Genomic DNA, 24,546 nt, shown 5'->3' with positions numbered 1-24,546 from the left:
GCCGCGCCTTGAAATCCAGATGGCCTGAATTCTACCAGCGCGGCACCGGACTGTCAGTGAATGACGCCGTCTGACTCATCAAACACCAGCTCTTCCATCTGCTGGTAGGCATTTTCACTGCCCGGTACGTTGAACAGCACCATCATGACGACCCACTTCAGGTCATCCAGCTCGATATCCGGCTTATCCAGCTCGAGCAGGCGCTCGATACAGATCTCGCGGGTTTCGGCATTCAATACTTGAGCCTGCTCCAGGAAGAGCAGGAAACCACGGCACTCAGTGCCGAGGCGAGCCAGCTCCTGCGGGGCATAGATACGCATCGAGCCTTGCGCGCTGGCGGTGACATAGATCTCCCGTTCGCTATCGTGCAAGTTGGCCAGTCGCTCCAGCCAATTCAGTGCCTTGTCGATTTCATCTTTATCGAAACCGGCCCGAGTCAACTCGTCGCTGAGCTCATCCTGCTCGACCATCACATCTGCATCGCTGTGGATGTAGGTCTCGAAAAGGTACATCAATACATCAAACATGATTCGCCCTCCTCGCTCTGACGTATCCACCGGCTACCGCCATCACTGCACCGGCCAGCTCCAGCTCTACCAACCTGCCTAATACCACTTCGACAGGAAGCTGGGCCCGCTCGGCAACGGTATCCACGCTCGTGGTCTCATAATCTACGTTATCCAACAAATCGGCATAAGGCAATTCGCTATTATGCTGTTGCTCAGATGATGCAGCCGGCCACTGCGACCGAACGCTCCACTCAGGCAGCTCTTCCACTATATCGGCCGCACTCAGCACAAGTTTGGCCCCCTGCTGAATTAATCTGTTGCACCCTATGGCTTGGGCATTTTGTGGCGCGCCGGGCACCGCAAACACCTCGCGCCCCTGTTCCAATGCATAACGGGCGGTGATCAATGAACCGCTCTGTTCGGTCGCCTCCACCACCAGGGTGCCCAGAGAGAGTCCACTGATAATACGGTTGCGCCGAGGAAAATGTTCAGCGAGCGGCCCTTTCTCGGGCGCCAGCTCGGAGATAAGCAAACCATCATTCTCCAGAATCTGGCCGGCCAACCCCTGATGGCGTTTGGGATAGAGGCTGTCGAGACCCGACCCCAACACCGCAAGGGTGATGCCACTACAAGCCAGCGCCTGCTGATGGCAGACACCATCGATACCGAGCGCAAGGCCCGAGGTGATGGCCAACCCATACCCAACCAGCTCGCCACAGAGACGGGACGCATTATCCTTGCCGGCATAGGTAGGATGGCGCGTCCCGACCATCGCCAACTGAGGCAGTGACAGGGCAGCAAGATCGCCGCGACAGTAGAGCAGCAAAGGGGCGGCGGGAATTTCACGTAACAAGGGAGGATAAACCGGATGATCTTGCGGGATCAGGGCGTTACCGGACAGTGCCGCCCAAGCCAGGCTCTGCTCGACAACTGGTGATGGCCACCGCAATTGCCTTATCTGCTCCGAGGATAGCCCCAAGCCATGAAGCTCTGTTTCGTCGCACTGAAACAGCGCATCAATGCTTCTCCCAACCCGCTCCAGCAGGCGGGCAGCAGTCACCGGGCCAATACCGGCGACTGCATCCAGGGTCAGCCAGAGCGCCAGACGCTCATCTGGATAAGTCACGTCAGAAATGAGTGACCTGATAACCCGAGCTCACCATGTCATTACTCTGCATGATGAGACCGTAGCTCAGCTTGTCATAGACCTTAAACAACATGACTCGGGCAATCGCTTCGGAAGGCAGCGGTGCCTTGTTATTACTGCTGTAAAACACCCGGTTAAAGACCGACGACAGCTCCTTGTACTGCACATCGCCATTTTTGGTTACCAACGCGGCCCCTGGGCGTTTGACATCCAGCACATCCCCAGCGACCAGTTGATCACGGGCACCCCGATTGATCAACACCACATCAAACTTGCCCCCTCCACGGGTCTTGTTTGGCAAGCCGATAATGTAACCGGGGGCAATAGCAGGCGCGGCTCGGGGCATAAATACAGCAGGCATGTTCTCCTGAGCGGGTAATGGCATCACCTTGTCACCCTGCAGCACTTCGCGCTGGTTGTGGGTCAGGGTTACTTTGGTCCGGTCGCCATCAAGACGAGCCACGGCACGCACCACACCGGCGAAGATCGCCTCCTGGCCCAGCAGTTCACCGGTTTCACGATCCTTGTAGATCACCCCGGGGTGATAGATGCCATAGACCTGCCCCGGCGTCAGTGAACCCTGCACATAGAGGGTATCCCCCTCCAGCATGCCTATGTGTTTCTGGTCCGATCCCAGCAGATAAGGCAGAGTCTTCTGCTGCTGGCTGTCTGCCAAAATATGGTCGGTTTGCAAGAAAGGGCCGATCTCGCTGATGGGCAAGGTCGGAATAGGGTTGGCCTTGTTCTCATAGCGGTTTTTGGGGCTAAGGCGGATGACTTGCTTGCCCCCCTGTATCTCCTTGCCAAGACGGGGCTCCCCGTTGACCCAGGTCAGATGCAGCACATCGCCGGGATAGATCCAGTGCGGGTTGGCAATCTGCGGATTAATGTTCCAGAGGCGCGGCCACAGCCAGGGTTCTGCCAGATACTGGCCGGAGATATCCCACAAGGTGTCGCCTTTTTGCACCACATAACTGTCGGGATAACCCTGCTTCAGCTGCAACGGCTCGGCCAAGGCTGACTGGCCCACTGTCACCAACAAGCAGGCGAAGATGGTTTGCTTCAGATACATAACACTCCCTGTTACTTCTGCACGCAAAGTGTTGCTGTTTTTTGTCGGCGTAAATGACTAGAATTACGCCAATATTTGACTGCATTTATACGAAACGAAAGAAAAAACTATGGCCATTCTAGATGTATTGCGCTTTCCCGATGAACGTCTGCGCACTGTAGCAGCCCCTGTCGAGACCTTTACACCCGAGTTACAACACATTGTAGATGATATGTTCGAAACAATGTATGCGGAGGAAGGCATTGGCCTGGCCGCAACTCAAGTCAACATTCATCAGCGCATCATAGTGATCGATGTCTCTGAAAACCGTGAAGATCCTCTGGTATTGATCAATCCGGAGATCCTCGAGCAGAGCGGCAGTACCGGCATTGAAGAGGGTTGCCTCTCAGTTCCGGAACATCGTGCCTTGGTGCCTCGCGCCGAACAGCTCACCATCAGGGCTCTGGATCGTCACGGCAAGTCATTCGAACTGGCAGCGGACGATCTGCTCGCTATCTGCATCCAGCATGAGATGGATCATCTGGTCGGCAAGCTGTTTGTGGATTACTTGTCCCCACTCAAGCGCCAGCGCATTCGTCAGAAGCTGGAAAAAATGGCCCGTGAAGATCGCAAAGCCCTCTGAGGACCTGTTGCATTGAAGAAACTGAAACTGATTTTTGCCGGTACTCCCGACTTCGCCGCCCGTCACTTGGCGGCGTTGTTGTCTTCCGACCACGAGGTCGTTGCCGTTTATACCCAGCCTGACAAGCCTGCCGGTCGCGGTCAGAAGCTCACCGCCAGCTCGGTCAAAGAGCTGGCCCTGACCCACAATCTGCCGGTTTACCAACCAGCCTCCCTGCGCAAAGAAGAGGCGCAAGCCGAGTTGGCCGCCTTGAGTGCCGACCTGATGGTGGTGGTGGCCTATGGCCTGATCCTGCCCAAGGCTGTGCTCGATACCCCCCTGCTGGGCTGCATCAACGTCCACGGCTCGCTGCTGCCACGCTGGCGCGGTGCTGCGCCGATCCAGCGCGCTATCTGGGCGGGCGATGACGAAACCGGTGTCACTATTATGCAGATGGATGTGGGGCTCGATACCGGCGCCATGATCCGCAAGGTACACTGCCCCATCTCGGCCGACGACACCTCGGCCAGCCTGTACGACAAGCTGGCGGAACTGGGCCCGCAGGCACTGGTCGATACCATCAATGCCATGGCGGCCGGTGAAACCGCCGCCGACGCGCAAGATGATGCGCTGGCCAACTACGCCGAGAAGCTCTCCAAAGAGGAGGCTCGCATCGACTGGTCAATGGACGCAGTGACGATTGAGCGTTGTATCCGTGCCTTCAACCCCTGGCCTATCAGCTGGTTTGAGGTGGCTGACCAAACCATCAAGGTATGGCAAGCAGAGGTCATCGCCAGCGAGCACGGTCAGCAACCCGGCACCCTGCTCAACGCAGACAAACAGGGGATCGACATCGCCACCGGCCAAGGCATCTTGCGCCTGCTGGCCCTGCAGCCACCCGGCAAAAAAGCCATGTCGGTTGCAGATCTGCTGAACTCTCGCCGCGACTGGTTTGAACCCGGCACGCAATTGAACTGAATTGACACAAGCGGGGCCAAGGCCCCGACTTGCGCATCTAAGGTAACATTATGAAAACACGCGCACAGGCTGCTCTCGTTATTCAACAGGTGCTGGATCAGGGTCAATCTCTCTCCGCTGTTCTGCCTGCTGCCCAGGAGAAGGTTGCGCCTCGCGACCGCGCCCTCCTGCAAGAACTTTGCTATGGCACCCTGCGCTGGCTACCCCGCCTCGATGCGGCGGTGAGCGAGATGATGGACAAGCCGCTCAAGAACAAGAGCCGCATCTTTCATTACCTCATTCTGGTCGGCCTCTATCAGCTCATCTATACCCGCATTCCGGCCCACGCCGCGGTGGCCGAGACGGTCAATGCCGTCAAATTGCTTAAGGGTACCTCCCTGCGTGGCCTGATCAACGGCGTGCTGCGCAACTTCCAGCGCAGCGCTGAAGTCATCCTGCTGCGCATCGACCGGGTCCCCAATATTCGCCTCGGTCATCCAGAGTGGCTGACCAAACGGCTGCGCCAGGCTTACCCTGATCAGTGGGAATTGATCATGGAGGCCAACAACCAGCGCCCGCCCATGTGGATCCGCAACAACAGCCAGCGCCAGAGCCGCGAACAGATGCTGGCCCGCATGGCCGAAGTGGGCATCAATGCAGTAGCCGGCGAGGAAGGGGAAGATTGCATCCTGCTGGAACGCCCTTGCGATGTGACCAAGCTGCCCGGCTTCGAGGCCGGTGACTGCTCGGTACAAGATGGCGCCGCACAGCAGGCCGCACAACTGCTCGACCCCCAACCGGGTGAGTGGGTACTCGACGCCTGCGCCGCCCCCGGTGGCAAAACCGCCCACCTGCTGGAGCGTCAGCCCAAGCTTGCCGGTGTAGTTGCCGTCGATGCTGACGAAAAACGCCTCAAACGGGTGCAAGAGAACCTGGTTCGCATCGGCCTCACCGCTCAGGTGATCCATGGCGATGCCAGCACCCCGGATCAGTGGTGGCCAGAGGGCCAGTTCGACCGCATTTTGCTGGATGCGCCCTGCTCCGCCACTGGCGTGATCCGTCGTCATCCCGACATCAAGTGGCTGCGCCGGGATCAGGACATTCGTGAGCTGGCCGAACTGCAGCGCCGCATTCTCAATGCCCTCTGGGGCAAGCTGAAAAGCGGCGGCACCTTGCTTTATGCCACCTGCTCGGTACTGCCGGAAGAGAACCGCGAGCAGATCCGCGCCTTCCTTGCGGCCACCAAAGGTGCCAAATTGGTACCGCTGCACCCGCAAGACACCCCGGATTGCCCGGGTCGTCAGTTCCTGCCGGGTGAAGCCGAGATGGATGGCTTCTACTACGCCAAACTGATCAAGCTCTGAACCTGAGATGACGCCCCTCGTTCAGGAAAGCAGCCAGACATCCGCTGGCTGCCCCTTTTACTGCACCAATGTGAGTAGACGTTCCCTATGAAAATTATCATTTTGGGAGCCGGCCAAGTCGGCGGCACCCTGGCCGAGAACCTGGCCGGGGAGAACAACGACATCACCATCGTCGATACCGACAGCGAACGCCTGCGCGAGCTGCAGGACAAGTTTGACCTGCGGGTGGTCAACGGCCACGGTGCTCACCCCAAGGTACTGCGCGAAGCGGGAGCGCAAGATGCTGACATGCTGGTAGCCGTCACCAACAGTGACGAAACCAATATGATTGCCTGTCAGGTGGCCTACACCCTGTTCAACACCCCGAACAAGGTGGCGCGGATCCGCTCCCCTGCCTATCTCAGCGAGCGGGACCGCCTGTTCCTGCCTGAATCTGTGCCGGTCGATCACCTAATCGCCCCCGAGCAACTGGTCACCGACTATGTCCGTCGTCTGATCGAGTATCCGGGTGCCCTGCAAGTGGTTGATTTTGCAGGTGGTAGAGTGGGTTTAGTGGCGGTAAAGGCTTACTACGGCGGTCCACTGGTGGGCAATGCCCTCTCCACCCTGCGCGAACATATGCCCAACATCGAGACCCGGGTAGCGGCCATTTTCCGTCAGGGGCGCCCGATCCGCCCGCAAGGCACCACCATCATCGAAGCGGATGACGAGGTGTTCTTTGTGGCGGCGGCAGGCCATATCCGCGCAGTGATGTCGGAGTTACAGCGCCTCGAGAGCCCCTACCGCCGCATCATGATCGTCGGTGGTGGCAATATCGGCGCCGGTCTGGCACGCCAGCTGGAGAAGCGTTACAGCGTCAAACTCATTGAGCGCAACCAGAAGCGGGCAGAACAGCTTTCCGAGCTGTTGGAAAACACCATCGTCTTCTGTGGCGATGCGTCAGACCAGGAACTGCTGGCCGAGGAGCATATCGATCAGATCGACGTCTTTATCGCGGTGACCAACGAGGACGAGGCCAACATCATGTCGGCACTGCTCGCCAAGAAGATGGGCGCCAAGAAGACCATGGTGCTGATCCAGCGCGGTGCCTACGTGGATTTGGTGCAAGGTGGTCCGATCGATATCGCCATATCACCCCAGCAGGCCACCATTTCAGCCCTGCTGACTCACGTACGCCGGGCAGACATCGCCAACGTCTACAGTTTGCGCCGTGGCGCTGCTGAGGCCATTGAGGCGATCGCCCATGGCGATGAGAATACCTCCAAGGTGGTCGGCAAGACAGTGGGTGAACTTAGGCTGCCACCAGGTACTACTATTGGCGCCATCGTTCGCGGGGATGAGGTGCTGATCGCCCACGATCGCACCAAAATCCAGCAGGATGACCACGTCGTCATGTTCCTGGTGGACAAGAAGTACATCCCTGAAGTGGAACGGCTGTTTCAGCCAAGTCCTTTCTTCCTGTAACGTATTGATGCGCACAGGCTGTCAAACCAGACCCGGCTCCCTGAAGGGAATTGTCCGGGTCTTTTTTAATCAACGACCAGGTTATCGAACATGATCAAGCTGCGTCCCATTATCTTCACCCTCGGGTTGGTGCTCTCCAAGCTGGCGCTCTTCATGTGGCTGCCCACCTTGCTGGCGCTACTCACCGGCTCTGAAGGATTCGTCGAGTTTCTCAAATCGGTGCTGATCACCCACGGTGCTGCGCTGCTCTGCCTGCACTATGGCCGCAAGGCAGAATTTCATCTGGGGGTGCGGGAGATGTTCCTGCTCACCACCTCAGTCTGGGTAGTGGCCTGTATCTTTGGCGCCCTGCCTTTTGTCTTCATCAATCACATCGGCTTTGCGGACGCCTATTTCGAGACCATGTCAGGGGTGACCACCACAGGGTCTACGGTGCTCTCCGGGCTCGACAATATGGCCCACAGCATCCTGTTGTGGCGATCTATCCTGCAGTGGCTGGGAGGCGTTGGCTTTATCGTCATGGCGGTCGCCATCCTGCCTTACCTCAACGTGGGGGGTATGAAGCTGTTCCAGACCGAGAGCTCGGATTGGTCTGACAAGAGCGCGCCACGAGCCAAAACGGTGGCCAACAACATAGTCGTGGTGTATCTGGTGCTCTCCATGCTCTGCTTCATGGCTTACTGGGCCAGCGGCATGAACATGTTCGAGGCAATCAACCACGCCATGACCACCTTGAGTACCGGTGGATACTCGACCTCCGATCAATCCATGTCCCACTTCTCCAACTCGGCACACTGGATTGGCACCCTGTTCATGTTCCTCGGTGGCCTGCCCTTCCTGCTCTACGTGCAGAGCCTCAACCACAAGGATTACAGCCTGTTCCAGGATGCCCAGGTACGCGGCTTTTTCTGGCTGGTCGTCTGGGTGACGGCCATCATGACCTTCTATTTGTGGCAGCGGGACCTGTTCAGTTTTATGGATGCCTTGCGCATCAGCTGCTTCAATATCGTCTCGGTACTCACCACCACCGGCTTCGGTCTCGGTGACTTCGGCACCTGGGGGCCGCTGGCCAGCATCGTCTTCATCGTGCTGTTGGCACTGGGCGCCTGCTCCGGGTCCACCGCGGGTGGCCTGAAGATCTTCCGGGTACAGGTGGCATTTGCCCTGTTCAGAAAACAGATGCGCCAGCTGATGCACCCCTCTGCGGTGTTCCCGCAAAAATACAACGGCCGGACGGTCAATGACGCCATCATCCGCTCGATGATCTCCTTCGTGTTAGCCTACTTCGCCATCATTCTGGTGATTGCGGCGCTGCTGGCGGCCATCGGACTCGACCCCCTGACCTCCATCTCCAGCTCCATCACCGCCGTCGCCAACGTAGGGCCGGGTATGGGCCCCGTAGTCGGCCCCAGCACCAACTTCGCCAGCCTGCCCGACTCGGCCAAATGGCTGCTGTCGTTCGGCATGCTGCTGGGCCGACTGGAGATCCTGACGGTCGCCGTGCTGTTCTTCCCCTCCTTCTGGCGTCAGTAACTCCTCTCTGCATGCCAGCAAAAAGCCGCAGCGTTCACCCGCTGCGGCTTTTTCATATAGGGCACAGAACCATCGACCCATCGGCTGACAGCCAGCTGGCTTGAGCGCCATCTCCTGATAGCCAGACATGAAAAAACACCCCCAAGCCAGGGGCTTGGGGGTGTTTTGCAATAAACCATTAGCAGTCAGTGACGACCATCAACAGCTCAAGCCGTTGGATTAAGCACGACCTGCGCGCTTACGATCCATCTCAGTCAGCAGCTTCTTACGAATGCGGACTGCCTTAGGAGTAACTTCTACCAGTTCATCGTTGTCGATGAACTCGAGAGCCTGTTCCAGGGTCATGCGGATCGGCGGAGTAAGCACTTGAGCTTCATCGGTACCGGAGGCACGCATGTTGGTCAGCTGCTTGCCCTTCAGGCAGTTAACTGTCAGGTCGTTGGAACGGGAGTGAATACCGATCACCTGGCCTTCGTACACTTCGGTAGCGTGACCGATAAACAGACGACCGCGGTCTTGCAGACCGAACAGGGCGAAAGTCAGAGCCTTACCGGTTGCGTTGGAGATCAGCACGCCATTCTGACGCTCGCCGATGCTGCCACCCTTGTGCGGACCGTAATGGTCGAAGCTGTGATACAGCAGACCGGTACCGGAGGTCATGGTCAGGAACTCGGTCTGGAAACCGATCAAGCCACGGCTCGGGATCATGAAGTCAAGACGCACACGGCCTTTGCCATCCGGAGTCATGTTGGTCATCTCACCCTTACGCAGGCCGAGTTGCTCCATCACGGAACCCTGGTTCGCTTCTTCCACATCGACAGTGACTGTCTCATACGGTTCGTGAAGCACGCCATCGATGGTGCGCAGGATAACTTCTGGACGGGATACCGCCAGTTCGTAGCCTTCGCGACGCATGTTTTCGATCAGGATGGAGAGGTGCAGTTCACCACGACCGGATACACGGAACTTGTCCTGGTCATCAGTGTCTTCAACACGCAGGGCCACGTTGTGAACCAGCTCTTGGTCAAGACGCTCACGGATGTTACGGGAAGTAACGAACTTACCTTCTTTACCGGCAAACGGTGAGGTGTTGACCTGGAAGGTCATGTTCACGGTCGGCTCATCAACAGACAGCGCCGGCAAGGCTTCAACTGCGTTGTTATCACAGATGGTGTCGGAGATTTTCAGCTCACCCAGACCGGTGATAGCGATGATGTCGCCCGCTTGTGCGCTTGCAACTTCAGTACGAGCCAGACCCAGATAACCCAGTACCTGACCAACCTTACCAGTACGAGTCTTGCCATCAGCACCAACAACAGTAACCTGCTGGTTGCTCTTGACGCGACCACGGCTGATACGGCCGATACCGATAACACCCACGTAGGAGTTGTAATCGATCTGGGAGATCTGCATCTGGAAGCCGCCTTCAGGGTCGGCGTTCGGTGCTTTCACGTTATCAACGATAGCCTGGAACAGCGGCTCCATGCTGTCAGACTCAACGTCCTGATCCATGGAGGCCCAGCCGTTCAGCGCAGAGGCGTAAACAACTTTAAAGTCCAGCTGCTCATCAGTGGCACCCAGGTTGTCAAACAGGTCAAACACCTGATCCATAACCCAATCAGGACGAGCGCCCGGACGGTCAACCTTGTTGATAACCACGATCGGCTTCAGACCCTTGGCAAATGCTTTCTGGGTCACGAAACGGGTCTGTGGCATCGGGCCGTCAACGGCATCAACCAGCAGCAGCACGGAGTCAACCATGGACAGAACACGCTCAACCTCACCACCGAAGTCGGCGTGACCCGGGGTATCAACGATGTTGATGCGGTAGTCATTCCAGCGGATCGCGGTGTTCTTGGCGAGAATGGTAATACCACGTTCCTTTTCCAGGTCGTTGGAATCCATCAGACGCTCTTGACCATCAGTGGTACGGTCCAGGGTTCCAGACTGCTGCAGCAGCTTATCAACCAGGGTAGTTTTGCCGTGGTCTACGTGCGCAATAATCGCAATATTGCGTAAATTCTCTAACATTCTCGCCTCAATCACCGGGTAAAATTGGGCGCTAATTGTACTCTCGCCTTTGTGATCTGCCTAGCAGAATTGCAGTCCATTCACGCACAACAACAGATCTGGATCATAGACCGCCCCGACAAACCCTGCTTAGATGGGAAGTGACCGTATGATATGCACCACTTTAGAGCACCAAAACGATCCATCGTTGCACTAATTTGATGCGTTACCAGTCATGACCGCCTGATTTTGGGGCACGTCTCCTGCGGGATGACGCTGAAATCACGCTGCCACAAACTTGGCACGATACTGGCTTATGTGAATACGATGACGCATTCACCCAAAGATTTTTAACACCGGAGGTTACTTAGCATGTCAGCCCAGAACGTTTTGGCCCTGATCCAGGAACACGAAGTCAAGTTTGTTGATCTGCGCTTTACCGACACCAAGGGTAAAGAGCAGCACGTATCCATCCCTTCTCATCAGGTCAACGAAGATTTCTTTGAAGACGGCAAGATGTTCGATGGTTCCTCCATCGGCGGCTGGAAAGGTATCAACGAATCCGACATGGTACTGATGCCGGACGCAGCCTCCGCCAAGCTGGATCCCTTCACTGAAGAGACCACCCTGAACATCGTTTGTGACGTACTCGAGCCTGCCACCATGCAGGGCTACGACCGTGACCCGCGCTCCATCGCCAAGCGCGCCGAAGATTTCCTGAAGTCCAGCGGCATCGCTGACACCGTGCTGTTCGGGCCGGAGCCGGAATTCTTCATGTTCGACAACATCACCTTCTCCAACACCATGGGCCACAGCTTCGTGAAAATCGAATCTGAAGAGGCTGCATGGAACTCCGGCACCGAGTATGAGCACGGCAACAAGGGCCACCGTCCGTTCGTAAAAGGCGGCTACTTCCCGGTTGCACCGGTCGACTCCTCCCAGGATATCCGCGCCGCCATGTGTCTGGTGCTGGAAGAGATGGGCCAGGTCGTTGAAGCTCACCACCACGAAGTGGCCACGGCCGGTCAGAACGAGATCGCTACCCGCTTCAACACCCTTACCCTGAAGGCTGACGAAGTACAGGTACTGAAGTACGTGATCCACAACGTGGCCCACGCCTACAACAAGACCGTCACCTTCATGCCGAAACCCATGTTCGGTGACAACGGCTCCGGCATGCATTGCCACCAGTCGCTGGCCAAGAACGGTGTCAACCTGTTTGCAGGCGACCTGTACGGCGGCCTGTCCGAGATGGCTCTGCACTACATCGGCGGTATCATCAAGCACGCCAAGGCTATCAACGCCTTCGCCAACCCGACCACCAACTCCTACAAGCGTCTGGTGCCGGGTTATGAAGCACCGGTCATGCTGGCCTACTCTGCCCGCAACCGCTCTGCCTCCATCCGTATCCCGGTGGTACCGAGCCCGAAAGCCCGTCGTATCGAAGTACGCTTCCCGGATCCGGCCGCCAACCCGTACCTGGCCTTCGCAGCCCAGCTGATGGCCGGTCTGGACGGTATCATCAACAAGATCCATCCGGGCGATGCCATGGACAAGAACTTGTATGACCTGCCGCCGGAAGAAGCCGCAGAAGTGCCGACCGTTGCTGGCTCTCTGGACGAAGCGCTGTCAGCCTTGAATGCAGACCGCGAGTTCCTGACCCGTGGTGGCGTGTTCAGCGATGACTTCATCAACTCCTATCTGGAGCTGAAGCAGCATGACGTTGACCGTGTGCGCATGACCCCGCACCCGCTGGAGTTCGAACTGTACTACTCCGTTTAAGTCAGAACAGCCTGCCCGTTTAAATCCGGCCAGCTTGCTTAATCGTGACCAAACCCGCCATCTGGCGGGTTTTTTCTCTGATAGGATTAAGCGAGATACCGTCAAGGAGAGATGGATGAACAACAAACATGGCATAGGGACTCTCGCCCTCCTGTTGCTGACCTCGTTCGCTGCAGATGCGGCCAAGGTTTACTCCTGGGTCGATGGCAGTGGCGTCACCCACTACACAGATGCACCACCACCGGGCAAGAGTGCCAAAGAGGTCGATCTGCGGGTCGCCCCCCTCATCGGTAGCTCGCCCCGTTCGGTACAGGTGGACAACTTCAACAGCCTGACCGGCGCCGATGCCAAGAAGGAAAAAGAGGCGGCCAAGCTGGCGATTGAACTGCTCTCCCCTGAGCAGGGCAGTACGCTGCGCGACAACACCGGCAACATCGTCTTTCAGGGCACCATCAGCCCCAAACCACCCACCCAGTACGATGTGCGCCTGACCCTGGATGGCAAAGCCGCCCCCATCGTCAGCAACAGCCTGTCGATCCGGGTAGAAAACGTCGATCGCGGTGCCCACGAGGCGCAGCTCGAGCTGCTCGCCAAAGACGGTACGATCCTTGCTAAATCCAGCTCAGTCACCTTTTACCTGCATAGAGCAAGCGTGACTCCCGCTCCCACACCCACCCCCAAGGCCGACTAGGGGTGATATAGCGCACCGATGCGGGTAAACTCAATGCACCATGTCGGTGCATTACAGGTGCATAGCACCGTTTTAGGGAGAAACCTGTGCCAACCCGCTCGGATAATGCCAAGACCCTATTGGATAATTTATTTACCGCCGTGATCCTGATGGATGAGCGGCTCTGCATTCAATTCGTCAACCCGGCAGCGGAACAGCTACTTTCCCTCAGTGAACGCCGGTTGATCGGCATCGAACTGCCCCATCTGCTGGAGCATATCTCCCTCGACTTGCAGCGGCTCAAGCATTGCCTCGTTTCAGGGCAAGGCTTTACCGACAGCGAAGTGACCCTGGTGGTGGAGGGAGAACCCAGACTGGTGGAGATCAGCGTCAGCCCGCTCGCCGACCATGAGCAGCGACTGATGGTGGTGGAGCTGCGTAAAATCGACCAGCAGAAGAAGATCAGCCAGGAGCAGCAGCAACATGCCCAGCAACTGGCTGCCAAGGAGCTGGTGCGCGGATTGGCCCACGAGATCAAGAATCCCCTCGGCGGCCTGCGCGGCGCAGCCCAACTGCTGCAAAAAGAGCTGCCGGACCCGGCCTTGCGCGAATACACCGGCATCATCATCGAACAGGCTGACCGGCTGCGGGTACTGGTCGATCGGCTGCTCGGCCCCCAGCGCCCCGGCCGCCACCAGATGCACAATGTCCATTCGGTACTGGAGCAAGTGCGTCGCTTGGTAGAGCTGGAGCTGCCGCCCACGGTACGCATCGAGCGGGATTACGACCCCAGCATCCCGGAATTCGAGATGGAGCCGGACCAGCTGCAGCAGGCGTTTCTCAACATAGTGCGCAACGCCGCCGAAGCGCTGGGCGATCAGACCGGGCTTATCCGCATCAAGACCCGCACCGCCTTCCAGATCACCATCCACGGCCAGCGCTACCGGCTGGCGGCGGAGATCAAGATCATCGACAACGGCCCCGGCATTCCCGATGCCATCCGCGACACCCTGTTCTACCCGATGATCACCGGCAAGGAGGGGGGCACCGGGCTCGGCCTCTCCATCGCCCAGAACCTGATCGACCAGCACAAGGGGCGGATTGACTGCATCAGCTGGCCGGGTCACACCGAATTCACCATTTTTCTACCGCTTCGCAAGTAAGGGAACCCCATGACCGCCAAAGTGTGGATCGTCGATGACGACAGCTCTATCCGCTGGGTGCTGGAGCGCACCCTCGGCAGCGAAGGCTTCAACTGCGAGAGCTTTGCCGATGGCGAAGCGCTGCTGCACGCCCTTGAGCTGCGCTCGCCCGATGTGATCCTCTCCGATATCCGGATGCCCGGTATCGATGGCCTCAGCCTGCTGGAGCAGATCCACCGCCGTCAGGCCGATCTGCCCATCATCATCATGACCGCCCACTCGGATCTCGACAGCGCGGTCAACGCCTACCAGCGCGGTGCCTTCGAGTACCTGCCCAAACCGTTCGATATCGACGAAGCAGTGACCCTGGTGCGCCGCGCCGAGAATCACCTCAAAGAGCAGCGCACCAAGCGCAAGGTACGCCAGCAGGAGACCACCGCCACACCGGAGATCATCGGCGAGGCACCGGCGATGCAGGAGGTGTTCCGCGCCATCGGTCGCCTGTCGCGCTCCAGCATATCTGTGCTGATCAACGGCCAGAGCGGTACCGGCAAGGAGCTGGTCGCCCATGCGCTGCACAAGCACAGCCCGCGCGCTCACAAGAACTTCATCGCCCTCAACATGGCCGCTATTCCGAAAGATCTCATCGAATCGGAGCTGTTCGGCCACGAGAAGGGGGCCTTCACCGGCGCCAACAATATCCGCCACGGCCGCTTCGAGCAGGCCGACGGCGGCACCCTGTTCCTCGACGAGATCGGCGACATGCCGCTGGATGTGCAGACCCGGCTGCTGCGGGTATTGGCCGATGGCCAGTTCTACCGGGTCGGTGGTCACCAGCCGGTGCAGGTGGATGTGCGGATCATCGCCGCTACCCACCAGAATCTTGAAAAACGGGTGGCCGATGGCGAGTTTCGCGAGGATCTGTTCCACCGTCTCAACGTCATCCGCATCCACATCCCGGCCCTCAGGGAGCGCCGCGAGGATATTCCCCAGCTGGCCCACCACTTCCTGCTGCGGGCGGCCAAAGAGCTGAACGTGGAGGCCAAGAGCCTGCACCCGGACACCCAGGCCTATATCAGCCGTCTGCCCTGGCCGGGCAATGTGCGCCAGCTGGAGAACGTCTGCCGCTGGCTCACCGTGATGGCCTCTGGTCAGGAGGTGCTGGTCGGCGACCTGCCTGCCGAACTGCTGACCCCGATCAGCAATAGTGCCGAACCGGGCCAACCGGCCATGCCCGGTTGCTGGCAACAGCAGTTACAGGAGTGGATTGCCGCCAAGCTGGCGCTGGGGGAGACCGACATCCTGGCCGATGCCATGCCCCAGTTCGAGCGGATCATGCTGGAGACGGCACTGGAGCACACCCATGGCCACAAGCAGGAGGCGGCGCGCCTGCTCGGTTGGGGTCGCAACACCCTGACCCGCAAGCTGAAGGAACTCGATCTCTCATGAGTCCCGGGGAAAAACGATTCCCATCACGCCCTGACAAATCACCGCATGCCAGAACCCCGTTTAGCCGTAAACGGGGTATCTTTTTTGAAAGCCCCGCCTAGAATGGCAGGCTTTCAAACCTGACTCGACGAGGGCGCCCCCATGATTGACAGATCTCTCCCCCTGACCGACCTGCACCGCCATCTGGACGGCAACATCCGCCCGCAAACCATCCTCGAGCTGGGTCGCCAACACAATATCCAGCTGCCCGCCTTTGAGCTGGAAGCGCTGCGCCCTCACGTGCAGATCGTCGAGAACGAGCCGAGTCTGGTTGCCTTCCTGAAGAAGCTGGATTGGGGTGTTGCCGTGCTGGCCGATTATGACGCCTGCCGCCGGGTCGCCTACGAGAACGTGGAAGATCTGCTACGCGCCGGTATCGACTATGCCGAGCTGCGTTTCAGCCCGGCCTATATGGCGATGGCCCACAAGCTGCACCCGCAGGGCGTGGTGGAAGCCATCATCGACGGCGTGGCCGCTGGCAGCCGTGACTTCGGCATCAAGACCAACCTGATCGGCATTATGAGCCGCACCTTTGGCACCGAGCAGTGCAATCAGGAGCTGGCCGCCTGTCTGGCCCTTCGCGACAAGCTGGTCGCCATCGATCTGGCCGGTGATGAGCTGGGCTTCCCGGGCACCCTCTTTACCGAGCACTTTCGCAAGGTGCGCGATGCCGGCCTGCGTGTCACCGTGCACGCCGGTGAAGCCGCTGGCCCCGAGAGCATGTGGCAAGCCATTCGCGAGCTAGGCGCCGAGCGGATCGGCCACGGCGTCAAGGCGATTGCGGATCCGGCCCTGATGGCCTATCTGGCCGAGCACCGCATCGGCATCGAATCATGCCTCACCTCCAACATCCAGACCACCACGGTGGCGAGCCTGACCGACCACCCGATCCGCCAGTTCCTGGCTGCCGGGGTACTGGCCTGCCTCAACACCGACGATCCGGCGGTAGAGGGCATCGACCTGCCCCACGAATATGAGGTGGCCGCTCCGGCCGCGGGCATGACGGCGAGCGAGATCCGCACCGCCCAGCAGAACGGCCTGACCCTGGCCTTCCTGAGCGATAGCGAGAAAGCAGCGCTGAGCGCCCGCGCCGCCAGCCGCTGATCCACACCGGCACTGCAAATAACAACGGCCCACTTCGGTGGGCCGTTTGCTTTTCGGATTTCTGATGACAAGTGAGCACGGGGCCAACTGGCAGATAGCAAAAGGCCCAAACCGGGTTTGGGCCTTGGCTGAGGGCGGCGCAGGGAAATAACTACTCCCGATCCTTGTCACGTTCCAGCGCCCGCTCCACCAGCGGCTCGGGCAGGCTCTTGGTCACCTCCACCCCCAACTCGCGGAAGCGCTCGACCTGCGCGATCAGGTTGCCGCGGCCGTTGACCAGCCGTCCCATCGCCTTGTCGTAGCTCTCCTGCGCCTTGTGCAGGCTGCCGCCCATCTGTTGCATCTCCTCGACAAACAGCCGCAGCTTCTCGTAAAGGCGACCGGCCCGCTCGGCAATCTGGCGGGCATTCTGGTTCTGCCGCTCATAGCGCCACAGGTTCTCGATGGTGCGCAGCGCCACCATCAGGTTGGTAGGGCTCACCAGCAGGATGTTGTGGTCAAGACCGTAACGCACCAGCGAGGGATCGGCCTCCAGCGCGGTGAAAAAGGCAGGCTCCACCGCCACGAACATCAGCACATAGTCGAGGGTGCGCACCCCGGGCAGCTGCTGGTAATCCTTGCGGCCTAGCTCGCGGATATGGTTGCGCACCGAGGCAACGTGCTCCTTGAGCGCTACCGCCTTCTCCAGCTCATCCCCGGCGTTGAACCAGCGTTCGTAGGCGGTCAGCGACACCTTGGCGTCGATGATGATGTCCTTCTCCTGCGGCAGGTGGACGATCACGTCGGGCTGGTAGCGCTTGCCCTTCTCCACCTCGATATTGACCTGGGTGTGGTACTCGTGACCCTCGCGCAGACCGCACTCGCTGAGGATCCGCGCCAGCACCACTTCACCCCAGTTGCCCTGCTGCTTGCTGTCCCCCTTGAGGGCGCGAGTCAACGCCGCCGCCTCTTCGGTCATGCGGGCATTGAGCTCGGCGAGGCGCTCCAGCTCGAACTTGAGGCTGTGGCGCTGGACCGTCTCCTGGGCGTGGGTCTCTCCCACCTGACGGCGGAAACCCTCCAACTGCTCTTTGAGCGGGGTGAGCAGCAGATCCAGGCTGTTCTGGTTCAGTTCGCGGAAGTTACCGGAGTTTTGCTCGAAGATCCGGTTGGCTAGATTCTCGAACTGCTGGCTGAGGCGCTGTTCCGCCTCCTGTTGCAGTTGCAGCTTCTCGGCGGCGGCCAGCCGCTCGCTGCGCAGGGTCGCCTCCGCATCCTTGAGGCGAGCGGTGAGCTTGATCAACAGGGTCTGCTGCTGATCCAGCTTCTGCTGGCCCTGCATCCGCTCCTCCTGCAACTCGTCGAAGCGATCTTGCAGCGCCTGATGGCGCTCCTGCACCAGCATCAGTTCCTGAGCCTGCGCAGTGGCCGCTCGCCGCCCGACCAGCCAACCAAGCCCGAGGGCCAGCACGGCGGCAGGCAGCAAGATCCCCCAGAGCCCGGGGTCGATCATTTGCGACTCCGTTGACGCAAGAACAGCTCGAGATAGCGGTTAGCCAAAATCCAGAGCACCACGTAGATCAGGTAGGCGGCCAGCACCACCCACTTGTGGCTGTTGACGCCGGTATCGAGCTCGGCGAACTCGATATCCTTGATGCGGCAATAGGCCCACATCAGCAGCGGAAAGACGTAGAGCAGGGAAGCACGCCAGAGAAATAACCACATATGTTTCATTCAACCAGGCAAAAAGACCCGCCTAGCTTACACAAGGGCAACTGCGCTTGCGATCCTGGCGGCCGCTATTCTCTGGCCTGCTTGCCGAAACTTCGATAAAATTAACCCCTAATAGGTATCAGGGGCGCGCATGACTCACTATTTCCTCCGTTGGCTGACGCAAGGCTGGCAAGCTTCCCGCAAGCCCGCCGTGGTTTGCCATGAAGCGCGCCCGCCGTGGGCCATCGAGGAGTCCCAGTACCTCTCGCTGTGCAACCGTTGCGGCGAGTGCTTCAAGGCCTGCCCGCGCGGCCTGCTCAAACCGGCCACCCAAGAGGAGTACGAGGGGAGCCCCATTGAGGGCACCCCGGTGCTCGATCTCGCCTGCGGCCAGTGCAGCTACTGCGGCAGTTGCGCCAGAGCTTGTCCCACCGGCGCCCTCGATCTGCAACTGGGCCGTCAGGTGCAGACCCGGGTCCAGATCGAGGAGAGCTGTCAGGCCAGACAGGGTTTCTACTGCCTGCTCTGTGAAGATGCCTGCCCCCAGCAGGCGATCAAGGCCAGCGCCGATGGCATCAACGTCAACATGGATGCCTGCAACGGCTGCGGTGCCTGCGGCCTCGCCTGCCTGCACGGCGCCATCACCCTGATCCGCCAGCCGGGCAGTCGTTAAAAACCAGCTGTGCACAACAGCAAAAGGGGCCATCAGGCCCCTTTCATATCTTGTTCGTTATTGTCCGCCCCGTCAGGCCATGGTCACGATGGGATCCTGCTCGATACCCAGCAGGTGGCAGAGACGATTAGGATCACGCACCGCATCGGCCAGGGTGTATTCACCCAGTACTTCGAGGAAAGCATTCATGGCGCGGCGCAGAATGCCCTGAATGCGGCAGCCACCGGAGAGACGACAGTTCTCGCGCTTGCAGTCGACCGGGCAGAGCACGTGCTCCATGTCCATCACCACATCCCGCAAATTGATGGAGACCGCAGAGCGACCCAAGCGGATGCCACCGTGCTTGCCACGTACCGTCTCGATATACCCCTTGATGCCAAGCTGGTGCACAATTTTGACCACATGGTTGCGCGAGATCGCAAAGGTGTCGGCCACTTCGGTAATTGTCGACAGGCGATCCCCTGGCTGAATCGCCAGAAAGGTCAGGGTACGCAGGGCGTAGTCGGTAAATCGTGTCAGTTGCATGGTCTCACTTGCCTCTTACTACAAGCCAGGAATCAGGACGACAACATTGAGCTAAGAGGCAGGAGACAACCGGATCGTCCCTGTTCACCAAGGGGACCTGTCTCTTAATCTGAGTTGCGGAGTGACAGGTTAAGAGCAGCACCAGCGGGTGTCGATGAAGATGCACATAAATCGACACTTTCTTTGATTGATCGCAAACTTGCCGGGTTAACCCAACGTTTACCCGCTTTATTGCGGGTAAATCTCCCGAACCGTCCCCCTCGCCAAGCCCCCTCTACGAGCAGCCATATGGCCCGCGATCCGATCCTCAATCGACCGCCAGCGAGGTGGCTCAGTGGGGCTGTTTCAGCCAGTTTTTCAGGGCAATCGAGGGGATGGAGCTCTCGGATGCCACAGCAAACGCGCCCCAATCCACCGCGCACTGCAGGGCATCCTTGATCGCCATGCCTCGCGCCAGCCCGTGGATCAGACCGCCAGCGAAGGCATCCCCCGCCCCGGTGGTATCGACCACCGAAACCGGCCGGGCAGCAACCCGGATCTGCTCGTCACCGTGGATAGCAACGGCCCCTGCCTTGCCCTCAGTCAGCACCAGCCATTCGAGCTGCTCCCCCGCCAGCTGACGGGCATGTTGCCAGGGGTCGCTCACCTCCCCGAGATCGGAGCGGGAGGCCACCAGCACATGGCAGGGGCGGCGCGCCTGCCCCCCTTTGGGATACTGGGCCACCACGAAGCTCTTGCCGAGCATCTGACGCATATAGCTGATGATGGCGGTGCCGGGATAGTTCACATAGAGGCAATCCACCCCCTCCAGCGGCAGATCGCCGGGCAGATCGGGGCGCCGCGGGCGGCGCAGTATGGTGCGCTCGCCGGTGGAGTCCACCAGAATCAGCAGCTCGCCGGTTTCGCCGCCGAAACGCTCCACATGGCTGCAATCCAGCCCGTAACCGGCCGCCTGCTCCAGCAGCCAGTCACCGGCCTCATCCAGTCCGATGCGGGAGGCAATGGTCACCTCGTGGCCCGCCCACACCAGCCCGATGCCGGTGTTGGCGGCGCCGCCGCCCAGCCTGCGTCCCTGATCCACATATTGCAGCCGGGCCCCCGCCACCAGCGGTTCGGAGAGGGAGAGCACATGATCACAGTTGAGATTGGCAAGCAGCAGAATGCGGGACATAGAGACCTCGGACGATGGAGATAGCCCAGAAAAGAAGGCTGAACCCCGAGTAGAGCCCAGCCTGACAGAAGAGACAACCGGCGGCGATCGGGAATCCGATCGGGATCAATAGATGGGCAGCTCCACCCCCGTCAACAGCTCGTCGATGCGCGCCTGACTCGGCTGCTGCATCACGCTCTGGATCACCTCCTTGGTGAGGTGAGGCGAGAAGGAGCTGATGAAGTCATACATATAGTTTTGCAGCAGTATGCTCTTGCTGAAACAGATCTGCGCCGGGCAGGGTTTGAACAGGTGCTCCAGATTGATGGAGACCAGCCCGGGTGCATCGGTGTCATTGGCCACCAGCGAGGAGATGATGCCGATGCCAAAGCCCAACTCCACGTAGCGCTTGATCACCCCGGCATCCATCACCGTCATGTAGTAGCTCGGGGTGAGACCGGCGGCATGGAACACCTCGTCCTGCACCTGCCGACCGGTTGCTCCACTCTCGTAACTGAGGATCGGGTAGTGGCAGAGCTGCTCCAGGGTCGGCTTCTTCACCTTGGCCAACGAGTGGTCCTGCGGTACCACCAGCGAGAGGGTCCAAAGATAGGCGGGCAGCGCGATAAGCTCCTTGTCACAGCCAATCTCGTGGGCAACGATGGAAAAATCGGAGTAACCCTTGCTGATCTGCTCCTTGCTCGCCGACATCACCGGATGGAGGTGGAACGAAATCTTGGGGTACTTCTTGGTGAAGTAGGTGACCGACTTGGGCAGCAGATAGCGGGCTATGGTGTGGGTGGTGTGAATATTGAGGGTGCCCACGGTCGGGTCCAAATACTCGCGGGAGATCGCCTTGATCTTGCTCTCGATGTTGAGCATCGCCTCGGCACACTTGATGATCTCTGCCCCCACCGGCGTAATGCGGTGCAGGTGCTTGCCGCGGCGCTCGAAGATCCGCACCCCCAGCTCGCCCTCCAGCAGGCCAATCTGTTTGCTGACCCCGGGCTGACTGGTATAAAGCGCATCAGATGCCACGGACACATTGAGGTTGTGGTCCCGGATCGCGATCAAATACTTTAACTGCTGTAGTTTCACGGCTTCACTCTCTGTGCTCAGGCGGGGTTGGCTCAGACTGGTGCGGCGATCAAGCCAGACAAACTGGCCGCCACAAAGGGTGGCCAGTGTATCACCCGATCCCGACATCGCAGTGCTTGGTCCTTCATTTTGCTACAGAATCTAGCACCCGAAGAGGGGGCTGACAAACCACAAACCGGGTTCAGGCCGCGCCAGCCTGCAGCGACAAAATCCCCAAAAACTGTAGCAGCCACTGCATCATGGTGGCGGAATCCACCTCTCCCTCCAGCGAAGAGAGGCTGCTCCGGTAACGCTCGTCGGGCAACAGGCCCCGCCGCCGCTCGATCAGCGCCCGGTTGTACTCCACCGAGAACTCCGGGTGCCCCTGAATGGCGACTATGTGATCCCCCTGCAAAAACATGAAGTTGGGGCAAAAATCGTTGCCCGCCAGTCGGGTCGCCCCCGGCGGCAGCAGGGCCACCTGATCCTGATGGCTGGCCAGAATGCGGATCTGATCCCGCGCCGGCGCCATCCAGGGGGCATCCGCCAGCATGGGATGCACCGCCACCCCCAGCCCCCACCCCTTGGTGGACTTCACCACTTCGCCACCCAACGCCTGGGCGATCACTTGATGACCGAAGCAGACACCGGCCAGCTTGACGTCGGCATCGTGCGCCTGGCGGATCCACGCCCGCAGCGCCTGAATCCAGGGGATGTCACTGTAGGCATCGTGGCGCGAACCTGTGATGAGCCAGGCATCGCACTCGTGCAGATCCTCCGGCAGCTCCCCATCGAGAGCCGACCAGACCCGAAATTCCAGTTCGGGGGCCAGGGCCGCAAAGCCCCTGATAAACATCTCGGAGTAAACGGGGCCAAAACGATCCGCCAGATCGGGATCGAGCCGGTCACAATCGAGAATTCCCAATCGCATCTGTTGTTCCTTTACAGAGTTCGCCCCCGCCAATCAACGACTGGCGGGGGCAAGAAGGTTAGGCCATGAGCACGCGCCAGCGCGTCACTTCATGGTCGGCATGGAGAACTCGGCACCACTGCGCAGGCTCTGGGGCCAGCGCGCCGTCACCGTCTTCATCCGGGTATAGAAGCGAACCCCGTCCGGCCCGTGCATGTTGAGCGGCCCGAAGATGGAGCGCTTCCAGCCACCAAAGCTGTGAAACGCCATCGGCACCGGAATGGGAACGTTCACCCCTACCATACCGACCTGCACCCGCGCCGTGAAGTCCCGCGCGGTATCCCCATCACAGGTAAAGATAGCGGTGCCGTTGCCGTACTCATGTTCATTGATGAGCCGCAGCGCCGTCTCGTAGTCCGGCACCCGCACGATGGCGAGCACAGGGCCGAAGATCTCCTCGCGGTAGATGCGCATCTCTGGCGTCACCTCGTCAAACAGGCAGCCACCGATGAAGTAACCCTCCTCGTGGTTCAGCGTGCGGCCATCGACCCGCAGCGCGGCCCCTTCGGCCACCCCCTGATCCACATAACCGCGCACCTTGGCCAAATGCTCCCGGCTGATGAGCGGCCCCATCTCGTTCTCCGGGCTCTGGCCCAGCCCCGGGCCGACTCGCAGCTGTTCCACCAGCGGCGTCAGCTTGGCCACCAGCGCATCGGCGGTCTCGTCACCCACCACCACCGCCACCGAAATGGCCATGCAGCGCTCGCCCGCCGCCCCATAAGCGGCCCCCATCAGGGCGGAGACCGCCTGATCGAGATCCGCATCCGGCATCACCAGCATATGGTTCTTGGCGCCACCCAGCGCCTGCACCCGCTTGCCGTGGGCCGAGGCGGTGGCGTAGATGTACTGGGCGATGGGGGTGGAGCCGACAAACGACACGGCACCCACTCGCGGGTCGGTCAGCAGCACATCCACCACCTCCTTGTCACCGTTCACCACGTTGAGCACGCCGTCCGGCAGACCGGCCTCCTTGAGCAGCTCGGCCATCCGCAGGGAGAGGGAGGGATCCTTCTCGGAGGGTTTGAGGATAAAGGTATTGCCGCAGGCGATGGCGACCGGAAACATCCAGAGCGGCACCATGGCCGGGAAGTTGAACGGGGTGATACCGGCGCAAACCCCCACCGGCTGCATCATGGAGTAGCTATCCACCCCGCGGCCGACGTTGAGGGAGTGCTCCCCCTTGAGCAGATGGGGGATGCCGCAGGCAAACTCCACCACCTCCAGCCCACGGGTCAGCTCACCCTGCGCATCGGAGAAGACCTTGCCATGCTCGCGGCTGATGAGCTGGGCCAGCTCGTCCCTGTGCTGCTCCATCAACTCCTTGAAGCGGAACAAGACCCGGGCCCGTACCAGCGGCGGGGTTTGCGACCAGTCGGCAAAGGCGCGCTCGGCGATGGCGATCGCCTCCTGACACTCGGCGGCGCTCGACAGCCCGACGCTCCCCTGCTGCTTGCCGCAGGCGGGATTGAAGATGGCACCCTGGCGCTCGCTGCGACTCTCCTGCAGCTGGCCATTGATGAAGTTGCTGACCCTGTATGTCATGTATCCTCCGTGATAACTGATGTGGTGACTGCGTTGCGCTTGCCGATGTGCGCCAACGCAAGGCCCCGCCAGTG

22 protein-coding genes are annotated in these 24,546 nt (G+C 59.8%); 11 read left to right on the top strand and 11 right to left on the bottom strand.

Annotated elements, in window-relative coordinates:
• Window positions 1-53 precede the first annotated feature (53 nt).
• Genes CF137_RS13995 through CF137_RS13985 form a run of 3 tightly spaced genes read right to left on the bottom strand, consistent with a single transcriptional unit; the run spans window position 54 to window position 2,728 of the window.
• Window positions 54-527, bottom strand: coding sequence for a DUF494 family protein (locus CF137_RS13995; RefSeq protein WP_042018000.1), 474 nt, complete (start codon window positions 525-527; stop codon window positions 54-56).
• A complete protein-coding gene (gene dprA / locus CF137_RS13990; RefSeq protein WP_139719741.1) occupies window positions 520-1,635 on the bottom strand; it encodes a DNA-processing protein DprA in 1,116 nt (371 codons plus the stop codon). Before dprA ends, CF137_RS13995 begins: the two co-directional genes overlap by 8 nt.
• A gap of 1 nt (window position 1,636) precedes the next feature.
• Window positions 1,637-2,728, bottom strand: coding sequence for a LysM peptidoglycan-binding domain-containing protein (locus CF137_RS13985; RefSeq protein ID WP_139719739.1), 1,092 nt, complete (start codon window positions 2,726-2,728; stop codon window positions 1,637-1,639).
• A gap of 109 nt (window positions 2,729-2,837) precedes the next feature.
• Here CF137_RS13985 and def point away from each other — a divergent pair, with 109 nt between their 5' ends.
• The 5 genes from def to CF137_RS13960 all read left to right on the top strand — a co-directional run bounded on the left by def (window position 2,838) and on the right by CF137_RS13960 (window position 8,647).
• A complete protein-coding gene (gene def / locus CF137_RS13980; protein ID WP_068978268.1) occupies window positions 2,838-3,350 on the top strand; it encodes a peptide deformylase in 513 nt (170 codons plus the stop codon).
• Window positions 3,351-3,362: 12 nt separating this feature from the next.
• Window positions 3,363-4,307 (top strand): methionyl-tRNA formyltransferase, encoded by a 945-nt coding sequence (gene fmt, locus CF137_RS13975; RefSeq protein WP_139719737.1) that lies wholly within the window; start codon window positions 3,363-3,365, stop codon window positions 4,305-4,307.
• Window positions 4,308-4,357: 50 nt separating this feature from the next.
• A complete protein-coding gene (gene rsmB / locus CF137_RS13970) occupies window positions 4,358-5,650 on the top strand; it encodes a 16S rRNA (cytosine(967)-C(5))-methyltransferase RsmB (protein ID WP_139719735.1) in 1,293 nt (430 codons plus the stop codon).
• A gap of 87 nt (window positions 5,651-5,737) precedes the next feature.
• Window positions 5,738-7,114, top strand: coding sequence for a Trk system potassium transporter TrkA (gene trkA / locus CF137_RS13965; protein ID WP_042018008.1), 1,377 nt, complete (start codon window positions 5,738-5,740; stop codon window positions 7,112-7,114).
• 90 nt (window positions 7,115-7,204) lie between these two features.
• Window positions 7,205-8,647, top strand: a complete 1,443-nt coding sequence (locus tag CF137_RS13960; RefSeq protein WP_101323346.1) for a TrkH family potassium uptake protein — start codon at window positions 7,205-7,207, stop codon at window positions 8,645-8,647.
• Between the two features lie 219 nt (window positions 8,648-8,866).
• Here the strand turns inward: CF137_RS13960 and typA are convergent, their stop codons facing one another.
• Complete coding sequence (typA, locus tag CF137_RS13955; protein WP_068978264.1) at window positions 8,867-10,678, bottom strand: translational GTPase TypA; 1,812 nt, start codon at window positions 10,676-10,678, stop codon at window positions 8,867-8,869.
• Window positions 10,679-11,029: 351 nt separating this feature from the next.
• Between typA and glnA the strand changes: the two genes are divergently transcribed.
• The 5 genes from glnA (at window position 11,030) to add (ending at window position 16,843) form a co-directional block, all read left to right on the top strand.
• On the top strand, window positions 11,030-12,439 hold the full coding sequence (gene glnA / locus CF137_RS13950; RefSeq protein ID WP_042018012.1) for a glutamate--ammonia ligase: 1,410 nt from the start codon (window positions 11,030-11,032) through the stop codon (window positions 12,437-12,439).
• Window positions 12,440-12,554: 115 nt separating this feature from the next.
• On the top strand, window positions 12,555-13,130 hold the full coding sequence (locus CF137_RS13945) for a DUF4124 domain-containing protein (RefSeq protein ID WP_101323345.1): 576 nt from the start codon (window positions 12,555-12,557) through the stop codon (window positions 13,128-13,130).
• An 86-nt stretch (window positions 13,131-13,216) separates the two neighbouring features.
• Entirely contained in the window at window positions 13,217-14,272 is a 1,056-nt protein-coding gene (glnL, locus tag CF137_RS13940; RefSeq protein ID WP_042018014.1) for a nitrogen regulation protein NR(II), read from the top strand.
• 9 nt (window positions 14,273-14,281) lie between these two features.
• A complete protein-coding gene (glnG, locus tag CF137_RS13935; protein WP_068978261.1) occupies window positions 14,282-15,700 on the top strand; it encodes a nitrogen regulation protein NR(I) in 1,419 nt (472 codons plus the stop codon).
• A 141-nt stretch (window positions 15,701-15,841) separates the two neighbouring features.
• Window positions 15,842-16,843: an adenosine deaminase gene (add, locus tag CF137_RS13930; RefSeq protein ID WP_139719733.1), complete on the top strand. Its 1,002-nt coding sequence runs from the start codon at window positions 15,842-15,844 to the stop codon at window positions 16,841-16,843.
• Window positions 16,844-16,994: 151 nt separating this feature from the next.
• Here the strand turns inward: add and rmuC are convergent, their stop codons facing one another.
• Together rmuC and CF137_RS13920 are read right to left on the bottom strand one after the other, a co-directional pair.
• Complete coding sequence (rmuC, locus tag CF137_RS13925) at window positions 16,995-18,335, bottom strand: DNA recombination protein RmuC (protein WP_139719731.1); 1,341 nt, start codon at window positions 18,333-18,335, stop codon at window positions 16,995-16,997.
• Entirely contained in the window at window positions 18,332-18,547 is a 216-nt protein-coding gene (locus CF137_RS13920) for a hypothetical protein (protein ID WP_101323341.1), read from the bottom strand. The genes rmuC and CF137_RS13920 overlap by 4 nt, the downstream gene beginning before the upstream one ends.
• Window positions 18,548-18,686: 139 nt before the next feature.
• Here CF137_RS13920 and CF137_RS13915 point away from each other — a divergent pair, with 139 nt between their 5' ends.
• Window positions 18,687-19,208: a ferredoxin-type protein NapF gene (locus CF137_RS13915; RefSeq protein WP_101318494.1), complete on the top strand. Its 522-nt coding sequence runs from the start codon at window positions 18,687-18,689 to the stop codon at window positions 19,206-19,208.
• Between the two features lie 72 nt (window positions 19,209-19,280).
• On the opposite strand, the gene CF137_RS13910 is transcribed toward CF137_RS13915, so the two are convergent.
• The 5 genes from CF137_RS13910 to CF137_RS13890 form a co-directional block, all read right to left on the bottom strand.
• Window positions 19,281-19,733, bottom strand: a complete 453-nt coding sequence (locus CF137_RS13910) for an Rrf2 family transcriptional regulator (RefSeq protein WP_101318496.1) — start codon at window positions 19,731-19,733, stop codon at window positions 19,281-19,283.
• A 331-nt stretch (window positions 19,734-20,064) separates the two neighbouring features.
• Window positions 20,065-20,904, bottom strand: coding sequence for a PfkB family carbohydrate kinase (locus CF137_RS13905; RefSeq protein ID WP_139719729.1), 840 nt, complete (start codon window positions 20,902-20,904; stop codon window positions 20,065-20,067).
• A 105-nt stretch (window positions 20,905-21,009) separates the two neighbouring features.
• Window positions 21,010-21,981 (bottom strand): LysR substrate-binding domain-containing protein, encoded by a 972-nt coding sequence (locus tag CF137_RS13900; protein ID WP_139719756.1) that lies wholly within the window; start codon window positions 21,979-21,981, stop codon window positions 21,010-21,012.
• A gap of 181 nt (window positions 21,982-22,162) precedes the next feature.
• Entirely contained in the window at window positions 22,163-22,891 is a 729-nt protein-coding gene (locus CF137_RS13895; protein ID WP_101318498.1) for a glutamine amidotransferase-related protein, read from the bottom strand.
• 84 nt (window positions 22,892-22,975) lie between these two features.
• Complete coding sequence (locus CF137_RS13890) at window positions 22,976-24,472, bottom strand: CoA-acylating methylmalonate-semialdehyde dehydrogenase (RefSeq protein WP_139719727.1); 1,497 nt, start codon at window positions 24,470-24,472, stop codon at window positions 22,976-22,978.
• Between the last annotated feature and the right edge of the window lie 74 nt (window positions 24,473-24,546).

Origin of the sequence: Aeromonas sobria (assembly GCF_006243315.1) — a bacterium.
Taxonomy (GTDB): Bacteria; Pseudomonadota; Gammaproteobacteria; order Enterobacterales; family Aeromonadaceae; genus Aeromonas; species Aeromonas sobria_A.
This window is presented reverse-complemented; position numbering and strand designations above follow the sequence as displayed.

Bases quoted from the DNA above. Each gene is read 5' to 3' on its own strand.
- typA (WP_068978264.1), bottom strand. From the start codon at position 10,678: ATGTTAGAGAATTTACGCAATATTGCGATTATTGCGCACGTAGACCAC.
- CF137_RS13960 (WP_101323346.1), top strand. From the start codon at position 7,205: ATGATCAAGCTGCGTCCCATTATCTTCACCCTCGGGTTGGTGCTCTCC.
- CF137_RS13945 (WP_101323345.1), top strand. From the start codon at position 12,555: ATGAACAACAAACATGGCATAGGGACTCTCGCCCTCCTGTTGCTGACC.
- rmuC (WP_139719731.1), bottom strand. From the start codon at position 18,335: ATGATCGACCCCGGGCTCTGGGGGATCTTGCTGCCTGCCGCCGTGCTG.
- glnA (WP_042018012.1), top strand. From the start codon at position 11,030: ATGTCAGCCCAGAACGTTTTGGCCCTGATCCAGGAACACGAAGTCAAG.
- glnG (WP_068978261.1), top strand. From the start codon at position 14,282: ATGACCGCCAAAGTGTGGATCGTCGATGACGACAGCTCTATCCGCTGG.
- add (WP_139719733.1), top strand. From the start codon at position 15,842: ATGATTGACAGATCTCTCCCCCTGACCGACCTGCACCGCCATCTGGAC.
- CF137_RS13915 (WP_101318494.1), top strand. From the start codon at position 18,687: ATGACTCACTATTTCCTCCGTTGGCTGACGCAAGGCTGGCAAGCTTCC.
- CF137_RS13905 (WP_139719729.1), bottom strand. From the start codon at position 20,904: ATGTCCCGCATTCTGCTGCTTGCCAATCTCAACTGTGATCATGTGCTC.
- CF137_RS13920 (WP_101323341.1), bottom strand. From the start codon at position 18,547: ATGTGGTTATTTCTCTGGCGTGCTTCCCTGCTCTACGTCTTTCCGCTG.
- rsmB (WP_139719735.1), top strand. From the start codon at position 4,358: ATGAAAACACGCGCACAGGCTGCTCTCGTTATTCAACAGGTGCTGGAT.
- CF137_RS13910 (WP_101318496.1), bottom strand. From the start codon at position 19,733: ATGCAACTGACACGATTTACCGACTACGCCCTGCGTACCCTGACCTTT.
- CF137_RS13890 (WP_139719727.1), bottom strand. From the start codon at position 24,472: ATGACATACAGGGTCAGCAACTTCATCAATGGCCAGCTGCAGGAGAGT.
- CF137_RS13985 (WP_139719739.1), bottom strand. From the start codon at position 2,728: ATGTATCTGAAGCAAACCATCTTCGCCTGCTTGTTGGTGACAGTGGGC.
- CF137_RS13995 (WP_042018000.1), bottom strand. From the start codon at position 527: ATGTTTGATGTATTGATGTACCTTTTCGAGACCTACATCCACAGCGAT.
- trkA (WP_042018008.1), top strand. From the start codon at position 5,738: ATGAAAATTATCATTTTGGGAGCCGGCCAAGTCGGCGGCACCCTGGCC.
- CF137_RS13895 (WP_101318498.1), bottom strand. From the start codon at position 22,891: ATGCGATTGGGAATTCTCGATTGTGACCGGCTCGATCCCGATCTGGCG.
- def (WP_068978268.1), top strand. From the start codon at position 2,838: ATGGCCATTCTAGATGTATTGCGCTTTCCCGATGAACGTCTGCGCACT.